The following is a 21432-nucleotide window of genomic DNA, read 5'->3' on the forward strand; positions in this document are numbered from 1 at the left end:
CGCCGCGGCCTGCGCCCGCTCCGCCACGCTAACCGGGTGAGCCCCCCACCGCCTCTATGGCGGTGCGGGGCTCACCCGTGTGCGGGGGCCGGATCCCGGCTACCGGCGGACGTAACTGCCGGGCGTGCTGCCGAAGTAGCGGCGGAAGGCCAGGATGAAGCCGTTGGTGCTGACGAAGCCGACCTGGGCGGCCACCGAGCCCACCGCCTGCCCCTGGTCCAGCAGGTACAGGGCGTGGTTGAGGCGGAGCCGGGTGCGCCACTCGGAGAAGGCCATGCCGGTCTCGGCGCGGAAGGCGCGGCGCAGGCTGGTGGAGCTGGTGTACAGCTCGGCGGCCCAGGCGGTGGCGGTCCGGGTGTCGCCCGGGTCGCCCGCCAGCCCGCGGGCCACGGCGACGGCGGCCGGGCTGACGGGCTGCGGGAGCGGCAGGCAGTCCGGGTGGGCGGCGCTGAGGGCGGCGAAGACCTTCGGGTCGTCGGGCTCGGCGGTGCTGCTGCGGACCCGGCCCAGGAGCAGGGCGCGCTGGGCGTCGGTGACGTTGACGGGGACGGGTTCGGTGGCCGCGAGGTCGAACAGGGCGGCGTCGAAGGACTCCGAGACGACGAGGGAGTCGGGGTCGAAGCGGGCGCTGTGCACCACTCCGGCGGGGATCCACAGGGCCACGGAGGGACCGAGTTCGTGGTCGCGGCCGAGGGCGGACAGGGTGATCCGGCCCATCGGCACGTACAGGAACTGGTGGAAGTCGTGGACGTGGGGCGGGTGTCCGGCGACGGTGATGTAGTCCTCGTCGGCCAGGACCGGCGCCCCCGGCGCCGCACCCTTGGCCCGGGCCGCCCCCGGTCCGGCCGGCTCGGTCCGGGCCGCCGTGGCGGCGGGCGCCGGGCGGCTCTCGGGAGCCGTGCGGTGTTGCGGTGCGGCGGTGGGCCGGCGGTGGCTCCCCGTCGCGGTGCGCAAGGTCATCGTGGTCATGGATTCCCTCCCCTTCGTGGCAGGGCCGGATCTGACCCCTGAATGCGATCGGCCCGCCTCCATCCTTGGACGGCTGCCACTGCGGTAAGGCTAACCTAACTTCTGCCCAGTGGAACCCGGTGAGGAGCCTACGAACCCCCATGAATCCATCCGCCCCGCAAGCGGCGGCGTCCCCTCCGCGCACCGCGCGGACCCGCGCGGTGCGCGGAGCACCGGTGGCGCTGCTCGCCTGCCTGATCCTGATGGTGGTGGTGACCGCGGGCATCGGCCTGGGCACCCGGGACATCGCCCCGACCGCCGTCCTGCGCATCCTGTTCGACCCGCTGGGCACCGGTTACGACCACGACGTGCTGTGGACGGAGCGGATCCCCCGCACCCTCCTCGGGCTCGCGGTCGGCGCCGCACTGGGCGCGTCGGGCCTGCTGATGCAGGCGTTGACGGTGAACCCGCTCTCCGATCCGGGGATCCTGGGCGTGCAGCAGGGCGCCGCGCTGGCCGTGGTGCTCGGCATCCTCTTCCTCGACGTGGACACCGCGCGGGGCTTCTTCTGGCTGGCCCTGGCCGGTTCGGCGGTGACCGCGGCCGCCGTGTACGCGGTCGGCACCCGGACCCGGGCGGGCAGCAGCACCCTGGGGCTGGTCCTGGCCGGAGTGGCCATCGCGGCGCTGTTGGCCTCGGTGGTGACCCTGCTGGTGGTCCGTGACGAGGCCGTCTACTCCTCGCTGCGGTTCTGGTCGGTGGGGCAGTTGTCCGGGCGGTCCCAGGTGCTGGGGCAGATCGCCCCGTTCGCGCTCGTCGGTCTGCTGCTGGCCCTGCCGATGGGCCGCACCCTCAACGCGCTCGCCCTCGGCGAGGACACCGCCCGGGGCCTGGGCGTCCGGGTGGAGCGGGCCCAACTGGCCGGCGCGGGCGTGGCCGTGCTGCTGTGCGCCGCGGCCACCGCCGCGGTCGGGCCGGTGGCCTTCGTGGGGCTGGTGGCCGCGCACGTGGCGCGGATGCTGGTCGGCTCGGACCACCGCTGGTCCCTGCCGCTGTCCATGGTCTGCGGGGCGGTGCTGCTCGTCGGCGCCGACACCGCCGGCCGGCTGATCCTGGACCACGGCGAGATCCAGGTGTCGGTGATGACCGGCATCGTCGGCACCCCCTTCTTCGTGTGGCTCGCCCGCCGCCGCGACCTGGTGCGGATGTGACCCCGTGACCGAGAAGACCCTGAACGCCGCGGCCCCCGCGGCCGCCGCCGAAGACTCCGTCAGGTCGGTCCCGGCCGGGGCCGTCGCCGCCGGCCCGAGCGGCGCGGCCGCCGTGGCCGCCCGGCTGACCGCGGCCCGCCGGGCCGCGACCCGGCGGCTGGCCCTGGTCTGGACGCTGACCTCCCTCGCCCTGCTGGGCCTGCTCACGGCCTCCGTGCTGCTCGGGGGGCTCCGGGGGATCACCCCGGGCGAGGTGCTGCCGGCCGCGTTCGGGCTGCGCACCGGGATCGCCGACTACGTCGTCCACGTGATCCGGCTGCCCCGGGCGCTGGCCGCGCTGCTGGGCGGGGCCCTGTTCGGGCTGGCCGGGGCGCTGTACCAGCGGCTGATCCGCAATCCGCTGGCGACCCCGGACGTGGTGGGCGTCTCGGCCGGGGCCGGAGCGGGCGCCGTGACGGTGCTGCTGCTGGTGCCGGCCCTGCCCTACGGGATCGAGGCGGCCGCCGTCGCGGGCGCCTTCCTGATGATCGGGGCGATCCTGGCGCTGTCCACCCGCAACGGCACGGTGGACACCTACCGGCTGGTGATCATCGGCATCGGTCTGGCCGCGGTGTGCGCCGCCTACACCAACTACCTGTTCACGATGGCCGGGGAGCAGGGGCTGGCGCAGGTGATGCGCTGGCTGGTCGGCAGTGTCAGCGGGGCCACCTGGCAGGGGGTCGGCACGCTGGCCGTGGCCCTGGCGGTGTGCGCGGTCTGCGCGGCCCCGCTGCACCGGGCCCTGTCGGCGCTGTCCCTGGGCGACGAGCTCGCCGCCGGGTTGGGCAGCCGGGTCGGTCGGGTGCGGACCGCGGCCCTGCTGCTGGGCGCCGCCGCGGCGGCCCTGGCGACCAGCGTGACCGGGCCGATCGGGTTCGTGTCCCTGGTCAGCGGTCCGCTCGCGGCCCGGCTGGTCGGCAACGAGCGGGCGCTGGTGCTGGCCCCGGCGGTCGGCGCGGTCATCGTGCTCGCCGCCGACGTGGTCGCGCAGCACGGCCCGCTCATCTCCCCGGTGCCGACCGGGGCGGTCACCGCCCTCATCGGCGCCCCCTACTTCGTCCTGCTGATCCTGCGCCGCGGCCAAGGAGCCCCGTCATGACCCCTTCCGCACCGGCCGCCACGGCCGCCCTCGCGGCCCGTTCGGTGACCGCCGGGTACGACGGCCGGACCGTCGTGGACGGGCTGTCCCTGGACATCGAGCCGGGTCGGATCACCGCCCTGGTCGGCCCCAACGCCTGTGGCAAGTCGACCCTGTTGAAGTCGCTGGCCCGGCTGCTGCCGGTGGCCTCCGGCTCGGTGCTCCTGGACGGCCGGGACATCCACGCCCTGCCGACCCGCGAGGTGGCCCGGCGGCTCGGCATCCTGCCGCAGACGCCGATCGCCCCGGAGGGCATCACCGTCGGCGACCTGGTGCGCCGGGGCCGTCATCCGCACCAGCGGTTCGGGCAGCGCAGCACTCCGGCCGAGGACCTGGTCGTGGCGGAGGCCCTGGAGGCCACCGGGACCGCCGAGCTGTTCGACCGCCCGGTGGACCAGTTGTCCGGCGGGCAGCGGCAGCGGGTGTGGATCGCCCTGGCCCTGGCCCAGGAGACCCCGACCCTGCTCCTGGACGAGCCCACCACCTATCTCGACATCGCGCACCAGATCGAGGTCATGGACCTGCTCGCCGATCTGAACGAGCGGACCGGCCGGACCATCGTGCTGGTCTCCCACGACCTCAACCAGGCCGCCCTGTACGCCTCCACCATCGTCGCCATGCGCGACGGCCGGATCGTGCGCCGGGGCGAGCCCCACGAGGTCCTCACCGAGCAGACCGTGGCCGAGGTCTTCGGCCTGGACTGCCTCGTCGTCCCCCACCCCCGAACGGACCGGCCGCAGATCTTTCCCCTGGGCCGCCGGTACCGCACCCCCGCATAGGAGAACCACCCGTGTCCACGTACCGCAGCAGCACCCGTACCGCCGCCCGCCGCGCCGTCGTCGCGAGCACCGCCGCGCTGTCGCTGGCCCTCCTCACCGCCTGCGGCGGCGGCTCGGACTCCGGTGACTCCGGGAAGTCCGGTGAGAAGTCGGCCCCGAAGGACGCCTTCTCGATCAGCCAGAAGAACGCCTGGGGCACCACCGAGGTCAAGAAGAAGCCGGTGCGCGTCGCGACCGTCTCGGACGGTGACACCGCCATCGCCCTGGCCCTCGGCATCGTCCCCGTCATCACCCCCGACGTCGAGGACGGCGGGAAGGTCGCCGAGTACAAGCAGCGCGCCGTCGACGGCCTGAAGGCCGGCAAGCTGAAGACCTACGACGACACCGACGGCACCGCTTACGAGGCCGTCGCCGCCGAGGCCCCCGACATCATCCTGGGCATGAACACCTGGGAGATGGACAAGGACTACGCCAAGCTGGCGCCCATCGCCCCGGTGGTGACGTACACCGACAAGGCGCAGGCCGACACCTTCACCTGGCAGGACCGGCTGCGCCGGGCGGCCGAGGCCCTCGGTCTGAAGGAGAAGGGCGAGGCGGTCATCGCCGCGGCGGAGAAGACCACGGCGGACGCGGCGGCCGCGCATCCCGAGTTCAAGGGGAAGACGTACACCTACGCGGTCGTCCACCCCGAGCAGATCAGCTTCCAGTCGTACGCCTCCCAGGACCCGGGCGTCTTCGAGAAGTTCGGCCTGGTCAAGACCGACAAGGCGAAGAACTACGGGCCGGACAGGAACGGCATCAGCCTGGAGAACCTGGACCAGCTCGACGCCGACGTCCTCCTCGTGACGTACCCCTTCGGCGACCGCGGCGTGATGAGCCCGGCCGAACTGGAGGGCAACAAGCTCTTCACGTCGCTGAAGGCCGTCAAGGAGAAGCACTTCGCGGTGGTGCCCTCGGAGAACACCCTGGCCTCCGCCATCGCCTACCCCGACGCGCTCAGCGCGCCCTGGGCCACCGAGCAGCTGACGCCGCTGCTCGCGAAGGCCGTCGCCGGCAAGTAGCAGCCGGAGCCCCGAACCGGGCGCCGCGGAACGGTCTCCGCGGCGCCCGCCCCCCGCCCGCCCCCGGGCGGATCCCGCCGTCCGAGGAGACCCGCATGTCCAGCCGTAACCCGCGTTCCGTCGTCACCTTCCCCATCGTCCTCCGGGAACTGACGGTCCTCCGCGTCACCGACGTGACCCCGGGCATGCGGCGCGTCACCCTCGGCGGCCCCCAACTGGGCGCGTTCCGCAAGGACGGCCTGGAACTGCCCGCGCTCAGCAGCGAGGGCTTCGACGACCACGTCAAGTTCTTCTTCGCCGAGGAGGGGGCCGCCGGTCCCGTCCTGCCCGGCCAGAACGTGTCCAGCCTGGACTGGCCCGCCGACGCCCGCCCCCTCACCAAGGACTACACGCCCGTCCGCTACGACCCCGAACTCGGCGAGATCGACTTCGACTTCGTCAACCACGCCGGGGGCGTCGCCTCCGCCTGGGCGCGGGACGCCCGCCCCGGGGACGTCACCTGGATCGCCGGCCCGAAGATGTCGCACCGGCAGCCGGAGGGCGCGGACTGGCTGCTCGTCATCGGCGACGAGACCGCCCTGCCCGCGATCGGCCGCTGGCTCGCCGAGATGCCGGCCGGGACCCGCGCCCGGGTGTTCATCGAGGTCGGCGAGGAGGACCACCGCCAGGACCTGCCGACCGCGGCCGACGCGGAGATCACCTGGGTGGTCCGCGACGGCGCGCCCGCCGGCAGCACCGACCTGTTGGAGCGGGCCGTGCGTGCCATGGAATGGCTGCCGGGCACCGTGTTCGCCTGGGCCGCCGGCGAAGCGCTCACCCTGAAGGGCCTCCGCAGGCACCTGGCCGTGGACCGCGGGGTGCCGCGCGAGTGGACCCACATCACCGGCTACTGGCGGCGCACGGCCACCGCCCACCCGGTCGCCGCCAAGGCCGTCACGGGTGAGCGGGCGGTCCCGGAGGCGGAGGAGACCGACCCGCACGACCGGCTCCACGAACTCACCGACCTGGCCCCGGGGCTGGCCATCCGCACCGCGGTCACCATCGGCCTGGTGGACCTCGTCTGGCAGGGCGTGCGCGACGGGGCCGAACTCGCCGCCCGCACCGGCACCGACCCGCGCACCACCGGCGCCCTGCTCGCCTACCTCACCGAGCTGGAGGTCCTGGAGCACGTCCCGGACGGGTTCACGCTGAGCCCCGTCGGCGAGGAACTCGTCGAGGACGACCACTCCCTGGAGGAGTACGACCTGCGCGGGGCGCAGGCCGCTCTGGACCTCTCCCTGTCCGGCCTGCACGAGACCCTGCGCACCGGCCGCGCCGGCTACCGCACCCCCTCCGGCGCCCCGCTCGCGGTGGCCCTCGCCGCCGACGAACGCCTCGGCGGCGCGGCCCGGGAGGCCGTGGAGGACGAGGCGGCGTGGATCGCCCCCGGCGTCCGCACCGGTTGGGACTGGGCGGCCACCCCGTCGGTGACCCTGGCCGGGAACGGCTCCGGGGCCGTCGCCAATACGCTGGTGAAGGCCCACCCGGAGCTGCGGGTCCGGATCGCCGCCCTGCCCTCCGTGCTGCGGACCGTCGCCGACCGGGTCCTGGAGAGCGACGTACGGCCCCGGGTCGAGCTGGTGCCCGCCTCCGGCCCCGTCCCGGCGGGCGACGGCACCGTCCTGCTGGTCAAGCTTCTCGACCAACTGCCGGACGAGGACGCCGTCCTGATGCTTCGTGAGAGCGCCGCCGCCCTCGCCGAGAGCGGCACCCTGCTGCTGGTCGAGCAGGTCGAAGGGGCGGAGGGCGTCACGGAGGACACCGAGGCCGCCCTGCACCACCTACGCCTGAAGGCGGCCTTCGGTTCGGGGCTGCGCGGCGAGGGCGAGTTCGCCGAACTCGCCGTGCGCGCCGGACTGACCGTCCGCTCCTGCCGCGACATCGGCTGGGACCACCGGCTGTGGGAGCTGGGCCGCTGAGGCCCGGGCCACTGAGCACGGGCCACTGAGGCCGGGCCGCCGAGTCGAACCCCGGTGGCAGCGGAACCGGAGGGTGCGCGGCGGGCGACCGACCGCCCGGCACCCTCCGGTTCCGGCCACGGAAGCCTTTACGAGCGAACGGATTCCGCCGGCCCCCGGCGCGCCGTAGGGTGAGGTCCGACGGTCCGATTCGCTCCACTTCCGGGGGGACGCATGAGCGAGGACGCGACTTCCACCCTGCCCGCGACCGATGTCCGCACCCTCGCCCGGCGGGTGGTCCTGCGCACCGCCCCGGGCGAGGAACCCTACTTCGACGCGATGGCGGACGCCTGGTTCGCCGCCGGGCCCCGCGGCGCCCGGCGCGCCGGGCGCCGGACCCCGACCTCCTTCTCCCCCGCCGACGCGGTGGACCTGGTCGTCCTGGCGACCCCGGTGGTGCTCACCGTGCTCAGCGGCGCCGCCTCCGACCTGCTGGCGGACTGGCTGCGCACGGCGGCCCGACCGCGCCGCCGGTGGTGGCGCCGCCGCCGCGGCGTCCCCGGGAACACCCCCGTCGTCGCGCCCGCGGACCTGGACTGGAGCGTCTGGGAACCCCGGATCGCGGCGGCCGCGGCCCGACAGGGCATGACCGTGCCCATGGCTGCCGCCTTCGCGGCGGCCCTGCGCGCCGAATGCACCCCGGAAGGGGCCACCGCCCCGGTCCCGGAGGCGGCGGCCCCGCGGACCGGAGGTGCGGCGGCGGCACACGCGACGGCCGGGACCCCCGAAGCCCCGCCCGTCCCCGAAGCCCCTCGGACCCCCGAGGTGTCCGACATCCCCGAGGACCGCACGGGGACGGACGCGGCGGAGGACGATACCGGAACCGGCTCCGGGGACGACGGCGGCTCCCCCCGCGGCTGACCGCCGTGGAGAGCACCCCGTCCCCGTCGCCCACCGCACCCGCACCCTCCGCCCCGCCCGTCGCCCACGCCGCGCCCCCGTCCCCGACGGTCTCGCGGTTCGCGCTGCTCGCCCTGACGGCCGTGGCGGCCGCCGCGCTGCTGCACCGGGGAACCCTCTTCATGGTGCGCGAGGCCGTCGGCCCCGGCTGGACGGCGCAGCGCCTGGACTGCGCCGACACCGCCCGCACCGCGGCGACCGCCGGTACCGCCGGCACGACCGTCGCCGCGGACTTCCGCTCCTGCCTCCAGGGGCACGTCCACACCGAAGTACTGGGCGTGACCGCCCTGGTCCTGCTGACCTGCGCCGTGGCCCTCGCCCTGTACCTGCTGCACCCGCGGCTCGCCCGGACCGGGTCGCTCAGTCCGGCGTCGGCCCGCCCCGGGTCCCCGGCCGTCCGGTGCGTGACCGCGCTCCTCGCCGAGCCGGACGCCCCGCGCGGGGTCCGAGTGTCCTTCGCCCCCCTCGTCGGCGGGCTGCACGGCCGTTCCCTCGGCTTCCCCGGCCGCTACCACGTCGTGCTCTCCATGGGACTGTTCCTGGCACACGACGCGGACGTCGAGGCCGGACGGGTCCCGGTCCTCCTGCCGGGCGTGCTGCGGCACGAGCTCGCGCACCTCCGCAACCGCGACGTCGGCATGACCCAGCTGACCATCGCCCTGTGGTGGGCCTTCCTGTGCACCGCAGCCCTGCCCGCCCTGCTCGCGGCCCTGTTCCTGGGCCCCGTACGGGCCTCCGCCACCGTCACGGAGGTCTCGGCCGCCCTGGCCCTGCTCTGGTTCGAGCGGTGCGCGGTGCTCCGCTCCCGCGAACACCTCGCGGACACCGCCGTCCGCCATCACGCCTACCCGGACGCCCTGGCCGCCGCCGAGCAGGCCGCCGAGACACTCGCGAGCGGGAAGCGCGCCGCCGGCCACCCCGTCACCCGCGGAGCGCGGGCGGCCGCGGCCCGGTTCCGCGAACGGATCGGCTACCACCCGTCCTGGAAACTGCGCGCGGCGGCCGTGGCCCACCCCGCCCGGCTCCTGAAGCCCTCGCTCTTCGAGGCCGCGACGGCGGGCCTGCTCATCGGCTTCGGCTACCAGCCGCTCACCGCCCTGGTCCAGGCCCTGAGGCCCTACGACTCGGGCCGGGCGCAGATCTGGCTCCTGGGCTCCGGCTACGCCCTGCTGCTGTCCGGCGTGGTGGGGCTCGCGGCCTGGCGGGCCGTGTGGCGGGCCCGCGCCGACGACACGGCACCGAGGCCCCGCACGCTCCCCCTGGCCGTCGCCGCGTGCCTCGGGATCCTCGCCGGGCAGACCCTGCTGCCCTTGGACGCACCGACGGTGGTGTGGCGGACGGTGCTCGTGCAACGCCCCGTCGCGGCGCTCGGCTGGGCGCTGGTCCTCCTGGTGTTCCTGTGGGCCTTCACGACCTGGCAGGCCCTGGTCGCGGAGTGGTGGAGCCATTCGGGCGTCCGCCCCCGACCCGGCGCCCTCGTCGCGGGCCTGCTGCTGGGCCCACTGCTCCTGGGCTTCCTCCTGGGCGGCTGGTTCGCCGCCCTGGCCGATCAGAAGGCCGGCGGTCCGACCTTCGGGGGCCTGCCGGCGGGCCTGCTCTCCCTGCTGATCGACGCGGCCGTCTCCGGCGCCGTGGCGGCCGCCGTACTCGCCGCCGCGGTGCCCGCCGCCCTGCGGGTCCTCCGGGGGCACGGCCTCCGGAGGGGGCCCCGGGGAGCCACGGGCGCGGTCCCCGTACCGCGGTGGTGGGTGGCGGGCGCCTGCGCCCTCCTCGTCGTACCGGTCTACCTGCTCGTGGGGCGCCCGGCGTATCCGGCGCTCGGAGCGGACATGGTCCGCCTGGTGGCCGCCCGCGGACGGCCCGGTGCCGATTCGCTGTTCTTCGCCCTGTTGCCCCTGCTGGTCGGCGGGGCGGCCTGCATCGCGGTGGCCGGGGCCGTCGTGGCCCTCACCGCGCGGACCTCGGGCGGGACCGGACGCCACGGCCGGGGCGCGCTGCCCCTCGTCGCCCTGGGGGCCGCCGCGGCCACGCCCGCCACGGCCTATCTGCTGATCGCGCACATACGGCTGGCGGCCTGCGCCTGGGTGGGCGGCGCCTGCGGGCCCGGCCCGGGCACCCCCTGGGAGAGCACGCTCGCACTGGGACGCTGGATGCTGCTCCCGGGAGTGCTCGGTGCGGCGGGGCTCCTCCTGCTCGTCCGCTCGGCCGTCGCGGCCCGGCGGCTGGTGGGGCGGGCGATCGAGCGGCCCCGTGCCCGCGCGGGCACGCCCCCGGCCGGGGGCGTGCGGGCGGACGACACCCGACGGTGGCGGGCGGGGCCGGTCCTCCGGTGGACGGGACGGTCGCTGCGCGCGGCCCTGGCCGTGGTCGCCCTCGCGGCGACCCTCACGACCACCGCCGTGCTGGGCCGAGCCGTGCTCCCGGCCCAGCTGAGCCCGCCCGCGCCGCACGCCGAACCGGCCGACCTGCGGCCCTACCTGGTCCTGCGCCCCGGTACGGAGGCGCGGGAGCGGGCCTGTTCCGAGGGCCTCCTCAACCTGCGCCGACTGGACCTGACGTACGCCACCAGCGGAGCACCGACGGACTACTGGCTGGCCAACACCGCGGTCGCCTTCGGCTCGGCGGACGATCCCGGACTGGTCGCCCTCGCCCGCGCGGCCCGGGACCGGCTGCTGGACCGCGACCCGGAGGCGGGACAGGACCAGGTCGAGGACGGCGCGACCTACTGCGCGCTGCGGGGCGGCACGGCGAGGCCGGCGGTGCTCCCCCTGAGGTGAGCGCCGGCCGCCGACCCGGCCCCGGGCGGCGGGGCGACCCGCTCAGGATCCCAGCGGGCGCACCCGCAGGACCCGGGCGGCCCGCTGTCCGCCTCCGGTGGCCAACACCCGGACCTCGCCGCGCCCGCTGATCTCGGCCCGCACGATCCCGGTGACGTCCTCGTACACCGGATGCCCACCGGGCCCGGTCGCCCCGCTCCGATGCAGCCGCACCACGTCCTCCGCGGCGCTCCCGGCGGGGCCGACCGCCCGGAAGACCACCTCGTAGCCCAGTACCTCGTCCCGCTCTCCCGATACGGCCGCGTTCATCGCTCTGCTCCCGTCCCGGTGGCCCCGCCACCGCGTCCCGTCGTTCCCGCGCGTCCCGTCGTTCCCACCATGACCGCCCTTACCCGCTCCCGCAGGACGGGCGCCTGCCCGCACTGGCCGGAGTGAATGCCTCCGGAGCCCGAGCCGGTTTCCCGGGGGGTCCCGCGGGACATACGCCGACTACAGGGCACGCGTCCGCCCCGGGGTGGAGTGCCGCCTTCGCGACCAGAGGAACGCAGGCTGCCGATGAGGGAGAACGAGCTCAAGCTCACCGCCATCGCCGCGATCACCGCGGCCCGCTCCGGCGCCGGGGACGACTTCGTGTCCGACCTGCTCGGCGAGGCCATACCCGACCGGTTCCTGGTGCCCGCCGAGGCCACTCCCGCCGAGGCGGGGTGCGCGGTCCTGGAGCAGCTGTCGGAGCCGTTCAGCGCCCTGGTCAACGGCTTCCTGCAAGCCTTCGACGCGCTCGCCGACGCCCATGACGAGGGGGATCCGGCGGAGACCAGCGAACAGGTCCTCCAGCAGCTCGCGATCGCCCTGGCCGCGGAATCCGAATCGGAGGAGGACCCCGAGGAGGGCTTCTGAGCGTCGGCGCCCCGGGTCCGTCGCCCCGCCGTATCCCCCGGCCCTTCGCAGCCGCCCGCCTTCCGCGGGGAGCTTCCGCGCACGCACCGCACCGCGCCGTCCGGACCCGAAAGGGGCGGGTCCGGACGGCGCGGTGCGGGATGCGGGCCGGACCGGTGGTCCGGCCCGCGCAACCGGTGGGGATCAGGCCAGCGGGCCACCGAAGGGGCCTGCCGGACCGCCGTAGTAGCGGCTGATCGTGTACCGGTAGTCGGGGTCCTTCAGGTGGGTGTCCTGATGGAACTCGGGGGCTTCCTTGATCTGCTCCTTGGTGAGCTCCACCCGCACCTCGCGGGTCTCGCGGTCCACGGTCACGATCGTGCCGGCGGGGATCAGGACTTCCTTGCCGAAGATCCACGGGCCGGTGTCGACGACCAGGTACGCGTCGGAGACCTCGTGCGAGTGCTTGTCGACCTTCCCGATGTGTCCGTCGGTGGCCTCCACGCGGTACCCGGTGAGGTCCTCCCCGGTCGGGTGCACGATGCCGGAGCGGTAGGCCCAGATGTCGTCGGTCATGCCAAGACTCCGTTCTCCGTAGGGGTGTGTGCTCCCGCCCCTGCCCCGGTCCCCGGATCCGAATCACCCTGTTCACGTCTCTCTTCCTTCGGTGGGCGAGCGGATGGACGGCGGACGTTCCGGGCAGACGCGAGGGATGAGCTACGTGACCTCGGGCACCGACTACGCGCGCGACGACCGCTACCTCACCGACCGCATCACCGCTGACGGGCGCGAGGGGCACCCCGTGGCGGCCGGTCGCTACCGGCTCGTGGTGAGCCGGGCCTGCCCGTGGGCGGGCCGGGCCGTGATCGTACGGCGACTGCTCGGCTTGGAGCGGGCCCTGCCGATGGCCGTGGCCGGGCCCGTGCACGACGAGCGGAGTTGGACCTTCGACCTGGACCCCGGCGGCCGCGACCCGGTCCTCGGCATCCACCGCCTGCGGGAGGCCTACCTGGCCCGCGACCCCGACTACGACCGGGGCATCACCGTGCCGGCCGTCGTGGAGGTCGACACCGGGAAAGTGGTCACGAACGACTTCGACCGGATCACCCTGGACCTCTCGCTGGAGTGGGGCGCGCACCACCGCCCCGGAGCTCCCGAGCTGTACCCGGAACCCCTGCGCGGGGAGATCGACGCCGTGAACGCATGGGTGTACGCGGATGTGAACAACGGGGTGTACCGGGCCGGTTTCGCGGGCTCCCAGCAGGCTTACGAGGAGGCGTACGGACGCCTGTTCGCCGCCTTGGACCGGCTCTCGGAGCGGCTGTCCGGCTCCCGCTACCTGGTCGGCGACTCGATCACCGAGGCGGACGTCCGACTGTTCACCACGCTGGTCCGCTTCGACGCCGTCTACCACGGACACTTCAAGTGCAATCGCGCCAAACTGACCGAGCAGCCGGTGCTGTGGGCCTACGCCCGGGACCTCTTCCAGACCCCCGGATTCGGGGACACCGTGCACTTCGGGCACATCAAGGAGCACTACTACCGGGTGCACCGGGACATCAACCCGACCGGCATCGTGCCCGCGGGACCGGAGCCCGCCGCGTGGCTCGCCCCGCACCACCGGGCGGAACTCGGCGGGAGCCCCTTCGGGGCCGGGACGGCGCCCGGCCCGGTGCCCGCGGCGGAGCGGGTGCCGGGACCGGACCGACGCGGAGCCACGGCCTCCTGACCCCCGCGCGACCGCGCACACGAACACGCGCGAACGCAACGTGCCGAGCCGGGCCCGTCCTCGGGTCGAGGCTCCGTGCCGTCGGTTCAGAAGGGCAGGCCGGCGCCCGCGTAGTAGCGGCGACAGCCACGCAGCATGCCCTCGGCCGACAGGGTGAACACGTCGACGAACTCCCGCTGTTGGGGCGCCAGCAGGCCCATGGCGACCACGCAGTCCCCGTCGGCGACGATCCGCGTGATGAGGTGCCGGGCCCCGGGCGGGCGGGGCCCCTCCAGCTCCGCACCGAGGGCCCCCGCGTCCAGAAGCGAGCCGTAGCCGTCGAGGTCACCCGCGTCGAGGTAGTCGTACGCGAGGCGCACGTGGTCCACCCCGGAATCGGTGACGACACGGCTCGGAGCGCGCCGTCCGGTGTACCGGCTGTCCATCGAAGGGGTCCTTTCCTACGGCCGCTCCGCGCGGTCACGGTCCAGCGGAGCGGTGCGAGGGCAACAGCTTCCGGGAGGGCCGCAACTCGCCGCTATCGCGCCCCTATCACGCGTCCGAACTGACCCGCCCCTACCGCGCGGGCGGACCCTCCGCAAGCCTCCTGCCTGCACCGACGGGTCCGGGAACACCGAAGAATAGGGGGTCGCTTTTCGGCCAACGATGCTTCATCGCCACGAAATCTCCACGCCATGGACAACAGCTCATACGTTCGGCAAGACTGACCGGGCGCTCAACCACCTCACAGGCGCGCTCCAGCTGGGAGACTCATGACCGTTTCGCCCGGCGGGGCACAGCACGCTCTCGAACCGGTGGCCTTCCGGATCCTCGGCCCCCTCTCGGTCATCGGCGCGACGGGTCCGGTCCGCGTACCGCCGGGGCGGCAGGAGGTCATCCTGGCGGCGCTCCTCCTGGAGGCCGACCGCGTCGTCAGCACCGACTACCTGGTGGACCTGATCTGGGAGGACGAACCTCCGGACACCGCCCGCACCCAGGTGCAGATCTGTGTCTCGCGGCTGCGGAAGCTCTTCACCAAGGCGGGGGTCGCCGCCGCCATCACCACCCGTCCGCCCGGATACGTGCTCAAGACCGAGGGCGAACTCGTCGACTCGGTGCTCTTCGCCCGCAGGGTCGCCGACGCCCGCATCGCCGCCCGTCAGGGCTACCTCGGCACCGCCGCCGAACTCCTGCGCCAGGCGAGCGAACTGTGGGAGGGGGCCTGCCTCAGCGGGATCCCCAGCGAGACCCTGCGCGGCAAGGCCCTCCAGCTCGACGAAGAGCGGATGACGGCCACCGAGACCCGGATCGAGCTGGAGCTCGACCTCGGCCGCCACCACCAGCTCGTCGCCGAGGTCCAGACCCTGGTGCGCCAGGAACCACTGCGCGAACGGCTGCGCGGGCAGCTGATGTTGGCCCTGTACCGCTCGGGCCGACAGGCCGAGGCCCTGGAGACCTACCGCGTCGGACGGGAACTCCTCGTGGAGGAGCTGGGCCTGGAGCCCGGCAGCGAACTCCGCGGCCTGGAGTCGGCGATCCTCTCCGGTGAGGTACCGCCCGCCCCGGCCCTGCACACCGAACCGGCCGCCCCCGGCCCGGCCGTCGCGGGGGCGGCCGGCATGCCGATAGGAGCCGCGCCCGGCAGCACATCGACCGCCGGCACCAGCCGCGAACCCGGCCCCGGCACCGCACCCGGCACGACCACGGGCACCCCCGGACCGGCCGGCGGCCTCGTGCGCGCGCCCGGCCCGGACGTCCTGCCGCGCACCACCGGTCTGCCCGGATCCCTCGCCGCCCTCGCCCCCGGCCACGCCACACCCCACCCGGGGGACGGGCCCGAGCTCGCCGGTGCCCTCACGGCGACGGCCGTCGAGGCCGCGGACCCGACGGGCCGCACCGCCGCGGCCGCCGAGGAGATCCCGCGCCAGCTCCCCGCCGACACCTCCGACTTCGTCGGTGACGAGCAGCAGCTCACCGCGATCGAACGGATCCTGCTCGGGGAGGACGGCCGGCGCGCCGTGGGCCTGGCCGTGATCGTCGGCAAACCCGGCACCGGCAAGTCCACCCTGGCCACCCACCTCGGCCACCGGCTCGGGGAGCACGCCTTTCCCGACGGCCAGTTGTACTGCGACCTGCGGGGCACCACCGGATCCCCGGCCACCGCCGCCGAAGTCCTCGGCCGCTTCCTGCGCGCCCTGGGCATCCCCGGCCCGGTGATCCCCGAGTCCCAGGACGAGCGGGCCGAGATGTACCGGACCCTGCTGGCCTCCCGCCGGATCCTGGTCGTCCTCGACGACGCCGCGTCCGAGAGCCAGGTCCGACCCCTGCTCCCGGGCAGCAGCCGGTGCGCGGTCCTGGTCACCAGCCGGGTCCGGCTCACCGCCCTGCCGGGGGCGCACCGCGTCGAGCTGGACGTGATGGACACCGAGCGGGCCCTGGAACTGCTCGGCCGGGTGATCGGCGAGGACCGGCTGGGGCGGGAGCGGGTCGCCGCCGAGGTGCTGATCCGCACCGTGGGCGGACTGCCGCTGGCCCTGCGGATCGTGGCCGCGCGGCTCGCCGCCCGCCCGCACTGGAGCCTGGCCTCGATGGTGCAGCGGCTCGCCAACGAGCGCTACCGGCTGGACGAGCTGACGCACGGCGAGATGACCATGCGGGCCAGCCTGTCCCTCACCCACGACGGCCTCGGGCGGGAGGACCGCCGACTGCTGCGGCTGCTGAGCCTCGCCCAGGGCCCGACCCTGCCGGGCTGGCTGGCCGGGGCCCTCCTCGACGACCACCGGCCCTTCCCCTCGGACCTGTTCGAGCCGCTGGTGGACGTGCAGATGCTGGACGTGGTGGGCGTGGAGTCCACCGGCGGATTCCGGTACCGCTTCCACGAGATCATCCGGGTGTTCGCTCGGGAGCAACTGGCCCTCAACGACGAGCCGGTGGTGCAGACGGCGGCGCTGGAGCGGATGCTGGGCGGCTGGCTGTCGCTGGCCGAGCAGGCGCACCGGCGGATCTACGGCGGCGACTTCACGGTGCTGCACGGCACGGCCCCACGCTGGGTGCCGCCGGAGCCCTGCGTGTCGGAACTGCTCGTGGACCCACTGGAGTGGTTGGACAGCGAGCACGCCAACCTGGTGCAGGCCGTGGAGCACGCGGCGCGGGCCGGGATGGACGAGCTGTGCTGGGACCTGACGGCCACCCTGGCCACCCTGTTCGAGGGCAAGGGGTACTTCGACGACTGGGAGCGGACCCACCAGTTGGCCCTGGAATGCGTGCGCGGGGCCGGGAACACCCGGGGCACGGCGGCGCTGCTGAGCTCGCTGGGCGTGCTCTACCTGGGGCGCAGCCAGCACGAGGAGTCGCGGGCCGCGCTCACCTCGGCGCTGGACCTGTTCCAGGAGGTCGGGGACCGGCAGGGGCTGGCGCTCTGCCACCGGGACCTGGCGCTGCTGGAGCGGATGCGGGGCGACGAGGAGCGGGCGCTGACCCTGTACGACCGGGCGCTGCGGGATTTCGACCAGGTCGGTGACGTGGTGGGCCGGGCCATCGTGCTGACCCAGAGCGCGCACATCTGGATGCGCCGGGGCCAGGTCACGGCGGCGCAGTCCCGGCTGGACGAGGCCCTGGGCATCTACCGTTCGGTGGGGTACACCGGCGGGCAGGCCCGGACCCTGCGGCGGGCCGGCCAGCTCCAGCAGGGGCAGGGCGAGCACGAGCGGGCGGTGCGCACCTTCATCGAGGTCCTGGAGCTGTGCCGGGACGACGGTGACGTGATCGGCGAGGGCCATCTGTTGCGGGACCTGGGGAACGCGCACGCCGAGCTGGGGCGCCGGGAGGCGGCCCGCGGTTTCTACGCGCAGGCCCTGACGGTCCGTGAGCAGATCATGGACCACGGTGGTGCGGCGCTGGTGCGGCTGGACCTGGCGCGGTTGCTGTCCTCCGGCGGGGCGGCGGACCGGGCGCGGGCGCGGGAGCTGCTGGACACGGCGGTGCGGGCGTTCCGTGAGCGGCGGATGGCGCCGGAACTGGCGGAGGCGGAGCGGATGCTCGACGCGGTGGGCCCGCTGCGGGCGGCCGTGGTGCCGGCGATGGTGGGGCCGGTGGCCGGGGCGGGCCTGTTGTCCGGGGGCGGGCCGGTGTCCGGCGCGGTGTCCCTGGGCTGATCGCCCGTGGTGCGGTGGTGCCGGGGTGACGGCGCCGGAGTGGCGCCGGATGGTCGGCCCGCGGGGTCTGCCGCGGAGCCGGGACCGGGGGCCCGGTCGGTCGTGCCGGGGGCCGGAGCGTGCGCCGCGCCGGCGGCCGTGGTGCCGCCGGGGTCTGACGTCCGTACCGCTGTCAGTCCCAGGGGTTGGTGTCGGTGCTGGAGGACGGCGACGGGGTGGCCTGCGGGGCGGCGGGCGCCGGGGCGGTGACACCGGTGGGGGTCGGGCCGGTGGGGACGTCGGCCTGGGCGATCTGGGTTCCGAAGAGGGTGGCTCCGGCGATGGCGACGGTGACGAGGGCGGCGCGGAGGGCGGGGGCGAGGTTCATGTCCGGTGTCCTTTCGGCGGTGCGTCCCGGCTGTTCCGGGCCGCTTCCTTCCTTGTGGGCACCACGTTAGGAAGGGCCGGAATCCCGGCACCGTCCCCGCCGTTATCCCCCCGCTATCACGGGACGGTCCGCGGCGGGCAACCCGTGATAGCGGTGATAGCGGCCGCCCCGCGAGGGGTGCCGTTCGAGCCGGCGGGCGTGCGTGTGGCGCGATGCCGCCGGGATAAGGGCGGTGCCGACGATGGGGTCAGGAACCGGGCTGCACCACCCCAGCCCCGTCGTTCCCCACCACCTTCGCCGGGAGCGCCATCGTGAACACCATCGCCGTGCAGTCCGTCCCCTCCGTCGTCCGCCCGGGCGGGCCCGCCGTTTCCTCCCCGGTCGGTTCGGGCCCCGCGCAGGAGGCCACTCCCCTGGGCTCGCTGATCCGGTCGCACCGCTTGCGCATCGGGCTGACGCAGCGGGAGTTGGCCGACCTCTCCACCATCAGCGTGCGGGCCATCCGCGACCTGGAGCAGGGGAAGGCGAGACGGCCGCGCACGGACACGGTCCGGTTGATGGCGGACGCCCTGCGGCTGGGTCCGCGGGCCCGGGCGGCTCTGGAGGCGGCCGCGCAGCAGGGTCGCGGGGGCGCCGGCGGGTGGGCGGAGCCGCCGGCTCCGCCGACCGCCCTGCACGCGATGGTGGGGCGGGCGGGTGAGGAGGCCGTGCTGACGGGTGAGTTGGCGGCGGCGACGGAGCGGCTGGTGAACGTGGTCGGGCTGGCCGGGTCGGGGAAGACGCGGTTGGCGCTGGCGGTGGCGGAGCGGCTGCACGGGACGGGCATGCCGGTGCTGTGGCACGCCTTCCCGGGCAGCCCCGCCGAGTACCTGAGCGGCCACGAAATGGAGTTGACGGCCCGTCTGACGGCGGTGGCTGCGGACCTGTTCGGGTTCGGGCCGGGGCCGGACGGGGCGGCGGCCGGGGACACGGCGGCCCTCGCGGAGCTGCTGGGCGAGTCCCCGGCACTGCTGGTGCTGGACGGTTCCCCGGCGGTGGCGCCCCGGGTGGACCGGCTGACCGGGCTGTTGCGGGCCTGCCCCGGGCTGCGGCTGTTGGTGACCTCGGACGCGCCGTGGGGGGTGCCCGGGGAGCGGATCTTCCTGCTGTCGCCGCTGGAGGTGCCGGAGGAGGGCGCGGACCCGGCCGAGAACCCGGCGGTCCGGGTGTTCCTGGACCATGTGCGGCGGGCCCGCCCGGAGTTCACCGCCGGCCCGGCCGAGCTGGAGCGGGCGGCCGGCGTGGTCCGGCTGCTCGACGGGCATCCGGGGGCGCTGGCCGCGGCGGCCTCCTGGCTGGTGGTGTACGACCTCGCGGCGCTGTGCCGCACCCTGGCCGAGGACCCGGCCGCGCTCCTGGACCACCTGGGCGGGGCGGGCGGCGGGGCCGGGCTGCGGGGCTCGCTGCTGGAGCGGTTGGACCGGCTCCCGGCGGTCCCGCGGGCCCTCCTCGACGCGCTGTGCGGCGGGCCCGCCGCGGGTCCGGCCGGTCCGGACCGCGGCCGTGAGCTGGCCGATCTGACAGCCCTGACCGGGCTGACGCTGCCGGAGTGCGGGCGGCTGCTGCGCGAGCTGCTGTTGAGCGGCGCCGTGCGGGCCGAACACCGCGACGGGACCTCGCGGTTCCGGGTGCTGGGGCCGGTGCGGTCCGCCTGGGCCTGCCGTGCCGGGGCAACTGCCGCCGCGCACTGATCTGCTCCCGGAGTGCCGGAGCAACTGCCGCCCGGGCCTGCCGGGCGGGGCTTGGATGACGTACGGCGGGAACGACCCGACGGCCCCGGCGGCCGGGCCGGGACTTCCGCCCCCGAGACGAAACCGAGGAGCACCCGCATGTCCCCCAACGCTTCTGCACAGGGCACCGCGCACGGGCCTGCCGCTGTGCGGCTGCCGCTGTCGGCGGCGCAGCGCGACATCTGGATGGCCCACGGCATGGACGCCTCGGGCTGCCGGTACAACATCGGCGAGTTCCGGGAGCTGACCGGGCCGCTGGACGTGGAGCTGCTGGCCCGCTGCTGGTACCGGCTGGTGTCGGAGGCGGACGCACTGCGGATCCGCGGGGTCGGCGCCGGTGAGGACGGCGTGCCGTGGCAGCGGCTCTGGGCGGAGCCCGGGGACCGGGAGCTGCGGCGGGTGGACCTGGGCGGGGCGGCCGATCCGGTCGCGGCGGCCCGGGCCTGGATGGACGAGGAGCTGGCCCGCCCCTTCGATCTGGCCGAGGACTGGCTGTCCCGGCACGTGCTGATCTCCGCGGGCCGCACCGGGGCCGGGGAGGAGCGCTGGTTCTACTTCCACGCCTTCCACCACCTGGCGATCGACGGCATGGGCGTGGCCCTGCTGGACCAGCGGCTGGTGGAGCTGTTCGAGCGGGCGTCGGCCGGGGAGCCGTGGGGGGATTCCCCGTTCGGGTCGCTCGCGGAACTGCTCGCGGAGGACGCCGCGTACCGCTCCTCCGAGGAGGGCGCCGCCGACCGCGCCTACTGGGCGGAGCGCCTGGCGGAGCTGCCGCCGGTGCCGCGGCTCGCGGAGGGCCACACCGGGAGGACCGGACCGGGGGCGCTGCCGTTCGTCCGGCGCACGGTGGTCCTGGGTCCGGAGCGGGCGGAACGCCTGAAGGCGGTGGCGCGGGAGCACCGCACCCCGTGGACGATGCTGGTGATCGCCCTGGTCGCGGCGTACGTGCACCGGGCGGGCGGCACCGACGAGCCGGTGCTCGGACTGCCGGTGACGGGGCGCCGCACCGAGCACGCGCGCCGCACCCCGGGGATGCTGTCCAACGTCATCCCGCTGCGGGTGCCGGTACGGGCCGAAGGTTCCCTGACCGAGCTGCTGTCGACGGTCCGTGAGGTGGCCCGCGAGGGGCTGAGGCACCAGCGGACCCGGTACGAGGACGTCTGCCGCGACCTGGGGCTGGGCGAGTCGGACCGGCGGATCGCGGCCCCGCTGGTGAACATCATGGCGTTCACCCCGGGCATGCGCTTCTGCGGGCTGCCGACCCTCCAGCACAACCTGGGCAACGGACCGGTGGAGGACCTGGCGGTCGGCGTGTACGACCTGGGCCCCGAGGACGGGCTGCGGGTGGACTTCGACGCCTCTCCGGAGGTGTGCGACATCGAGGGGGTGGCCGGCCACCAGGACCGGTTCGCCGTCTTCGTCGAACGCCTGCTGGATCAGCCCGGACTCCCGCTCTCACAGGCCCCGTTGTTGGTGGCCGAGGAGGAGCGCCGGGTGCTCGGGGAGTGGTCCGGTCGGACCGTCCCGGAGAGCGCGGAGCCGGTGCTGACGGCCCGGTTCGAGGAGCAGGCACGACTGCGCCCCGAGGCCCCCGCCCTGGTCTACGGCGACCAGACCCTCACCTACGGCGAACTCAACGCCCGCGCCAACCGACTCGCCCACCACCTCACCGCCCGCGGCCTCCGACGCGGCGACCTCGCCGGCATCC

The 21432-nt window shown here is 75.1% G+C and carries 17 protein-coding genes; 12 read left to right on the forward strand and 5 right to left on the reverse strand.

The genetic code is table 11. The annotated features are described in order from the left end of the window. Positions 1-99 precede the first annotated feature (99 nt). On the reverse strand, positions 100-969 hold the full coding sequence (locus ABTZ17_RS29045) for a helix-turn-helix transcriptional regulator (protein WP_352198722.1): 870 nt from the start codon (positions 967-969) through the stop codon (positions 100-102). A 200-nt stretch (positions 970-1169) separates the two neighbouring features. Here ABTZ17_RS29045 and ABTZ17_RS29050 point away from each other — a divergent pair, with 200 nt between their 5' ends. The 7 genes from ABTZ17_RS29050 (at position 1170) to ABTZ17_RS29080 (ending at position 10850) form a co-directional block, all read left to right on the forward strand. Continuing rightward, positions 1170-2159: a FecCD family ABC transporter permease gene (locus ABTZ17_RS29050; protein ID WP_352198723.1), complete on the forward strand. Its 990-nt coding sequence runs from the start codon at positions 1170-1172 to the stop codon at positions 2157-2159. Positions 2160-2163: 4 nt separating this feature from the next. Then, positions 2164-3297, forward strand: coding sequence for a FecCD family ABC transporter permease (locus ABTZ17_RS29055; protein WP_352198724.1), 1134 nt, complete (start codon positions 2164-2166; stop codon positions 3295-3297). Next, on the forward strand, positions 3294-4115 hold the full coding sequence (locus ABTZ17_RS29060) for an ABC transporter ATP-binding protein (RefSeq protein ID WP_352198725.1): 822 nt from the start codon (positions 3294-3296) through the stop codon (positions 4113-4115). The genes ABTZ17_RS29055 and ABTZ17_RS29060 overlap by 4 nt, the downstream gene beginning before the upstream one ends. An 11-nt stretch (positions 4116-4126) precedes the next feature. Then, positions 4127-5176, forward strand: a complete 1050-nt coding sequence (locus tag ABTZ17_RS29065; protein ID WP_352198726.1) for an ABC transporter substrate-binding protein — start codon at positions 4127-4129, stop codon at positions 5174-5176. Between the two features lie 95 nt (positions 5177-5271). Further along, entirely contained in the window at positions 5272-7134 is a 1863-nt protein-coding gene (locus ABTZ17_RS29070; RefSeq protein WP_352198727.1) for an SIP domain-containing protein, read from the forward strand. Between the two features lie 213 nt (positions 7135-7347). Beyond that, the gene (locus ABTZ17_RS29075; protein ID WP_352198728.1) at positions 7348-8034 is read left to right on the forward strand and encodes a hypothetical protein; all 687 of its coding nucleotides are present in this window, start codon (positions 7348-7350) and stop codon (positions 8032-8034) included. A gap of 5 nt (positions 8035-8039) precedes the next feature. Next, entirely contained in the window at positions 8040-10850 is a 2811-nt protein-coding gene (locus tag ABTZ17_RS29080) for a M48 family metalloprotease (protein ID WP_352198729.1), read from the forward strand. A gap of 42 nt (positions 10851-10892) precedes the next feature. Here ABTZ17_RS29080 and ABTZ17_RS29085 read toward each other — a convergent pair whose 3' ends face one another. Then, positions 10893-11159 (reverse strand): DUF6296 family protein, encoded by a 267-nt coding sequence (locus ABTZ17_RS29085; RefSeq protein WP_352198730.1) that lies wholly within the window; start codon positions 11157-11159, stop codon positions 10893-10895. A 246-nt stretch (positions 11160-11405) separates the two neighbouring features. On the opposite strand from ABTZ17_RS29085, the gene ABTZ17_RS29090 reads away from it, so the two are divergent. Further along, positions 11406-11747, forward strand: a complete 342-nt coding sequence (locus ABTZ17_RS29090; RefSeq protein ID WP_352198731.1) for a hypothetical protein — start codon at positions 11406-11408, stop codon at positions 11745-11747. A gap of 183 nt (positions 11748-11930) precedes the next feature. On the opposite strand, the gene ABTZ17_RS29095 is transcribed toward ABTZ17_RS29090, so the two are convergent. Then, a complete protein-coding gene (locus ABTZ17_RS29095) occupies positions 11931-12302 on the reverse strand; it encodes a ribosome maturation factor RimM (RefSeq protein WP_352198732.1) in 372 nt (123 codons plus the stop codon). A gap of 136 nt (positions 12303-12438) precedes the next feature. Here ABTZ17_RS29095 and ABTZ17_RS29100 point away from each other — a divergent pair, with 136 nt between their 5' ends. Continuing rightward, positions 12439-13455 carry a glutathione S-transferase family protein gene (locus ABTZ17_RS29100; protein WP_352198733.1) on the forward strand — a complete coding sequence of 339 codons (1017 nt, stop codon included), beginning with the start codon at positions 12439-12441 and terminating at the stop codon, positions 13453-13455. A gap of 86 nt (positions 13456-13541) precedes the next feature. Here ABTZ17_RS29100 and ABTZ17_RS29105 read toward each other — a convergent pair whose 3' ends face one another. Beyond that, positions 13542-13880, reverse strand: a complete 339-nt coding sequence (locus tag ABTZ17_RS29105) for a nuclear transport factor 2 family protein (protein ID WP_352198734.1) — start codon at positions 13878-13880, stop codon at positions 13542-13544. A 327-nt stretch (positions 13881-14207) separates the two neighbouring features. On the opposite strand from ABTZ17_RS29105, the gene ABTZ17_RS29110 reads away from it, so the two are divergent. Further along, on the forward strand, positions 14208-17588 hold the full coding sequence (locus tag ABTZ17_RS29110) for an AfsR/SARP family transcriptional regulator (protein ID WP_352198735.1): 3381 nt from the start codon (positions 14208-14210) through the stop codon (positions 17586-17588). Between the two features lie 172 nt (positions 17589-17760). Here the strand turns inward: ABTZ17_RS29110 and ABTZ17_RS29115 are convergent, their stop codons facing one another. Further along, positions 17761-17955, reverse strand: a complete 195-nt coding sequence (locus ABTZ17_RS29115) for a hypothetical protein (protein WP_352198736.1) — start codon at positions 17953-17955, stop codon at positions 17761-17763. A gap of 311 nt (positions 17956-18266) precedes the next feature. Here ABTZ17_RS29115 and ABTZ17_RS29120 point away from each other — a divergent pair, with 311 nt between their 5' ends. Then, positions 18267-19685, forward strand: a complete 1419-nt coding sequence (locus ABTZ17_RS29120; RefSeq protein ID WP_352198737.1) for a helix-turn-helix domain-containing protein — start codon at positions 18267-18269, stop codon at positions 19683-19685. A 138-nt stretch (positions 19686-19823) separates the two neighbouring features. Next, a partial coding sequence (locus tag ABTZ17_RS29125; RefSeq protein ID WP_352198738.1) for a condensation domain-containing protein occupies positions 19824-21432 on the forward strand: 1609 nt, incomplete at its 3' end.

The organism is Streptomyces sp. NPDC097619 (assembly GCF_040302735.1).
Taxonomy (GTDB): Bacteria; Actinomycetota; Actinomycetes; order Streptomycetales; family Streptomycetaceae; genus Streptomyces.

What these genes read in the sequence shown, in the direction of transcription:
- ABTZ17_RS29045 (WP_352198722.1), bottom strand. Translation starts at nt 969, where the DNA reads ATGACCACGATGACCTTGCGCACCGCGACGGGGAGCCACCGCCGGCCC.
- ABTZ17_RS29060 (WP_352198725.1), top strand. Translation starts at nt 3,294, where the DNA reads ATGACCCCTTCCGCACCGGCCGCCACGGCCGCCCTCGCGGCCCGTTCG.
- ABTZ17_RS29070 (WP_352198727.1), top strand. Translation starts at nt 5,272, where the DNA reads ATGTCCAGCCGTAACCCGCGTTCCGTCGTCACCTTCCCCATCGTCCTC.
- ABTZ17_RS29075 (WP_352198728.1), top strand. Translation starts at nt 7,348, where the DNA reads ATGAGCGAGGACGCGACTTCCACCCTGCCCGCGACCGATGTCCGCACC.
- ABTZ17_RS29085 (WP_352198730.1), bottom strand. Translation starts at nt 11,159, where the DNA reads ATGAACGCGGCCGTATCGGGAGAGCGGGACGAGGTACTGGGCTACGAG.
- ABTZ17_RS29090 (WP_352198731.1), top strand. Translation starts at nt 11,406, where the DNA reads ATGAGGGAGAACGAGCTCAAGCTCACCGCCATCGCCGCGATCACCGCG.
- ABTZ17_RS29095 (WP_352198732.1), bottom strand. Translation starts at nt 12,302, where the DNA reads ATGACCGACGACATCTGGGCCTACCGCTCCGGCATCGTGCACCCGACC.
- ABTZ17_RS29100 (WP_352198733.1), top strand. Translation starts at nt 12,439, where the DNA reads ATGAGCTACGTGACCTCGGGCACCGACTACGCGCGCGACGACCGCTAC.
- ABTZ17_RS29105 (WP_352198734.1), bottom strand. Translation starts at nt 13,880, where the DNA reads ATGGACAGCCGGTACACCGGACGGCGCGCTCCGAGCCGTGTCGTCACC.
- ABTZ17_RS29110 (WP_352198735.1), top strand. Translation starts at nt 14,208, where the DNA reads ATGACCGTTTCGCCCGGCGGGGCACAGCACGCTCTCGAACCGGTGGCC.
- ABTZ17_RS29115 (WP_352198736.1), bottom strand. Translation starts at nt 17,955, where the DNA reads ATGAACCTCGCCCCCGCCCTCCGCGCCGCCCTCGTCACCGTCGCCATC.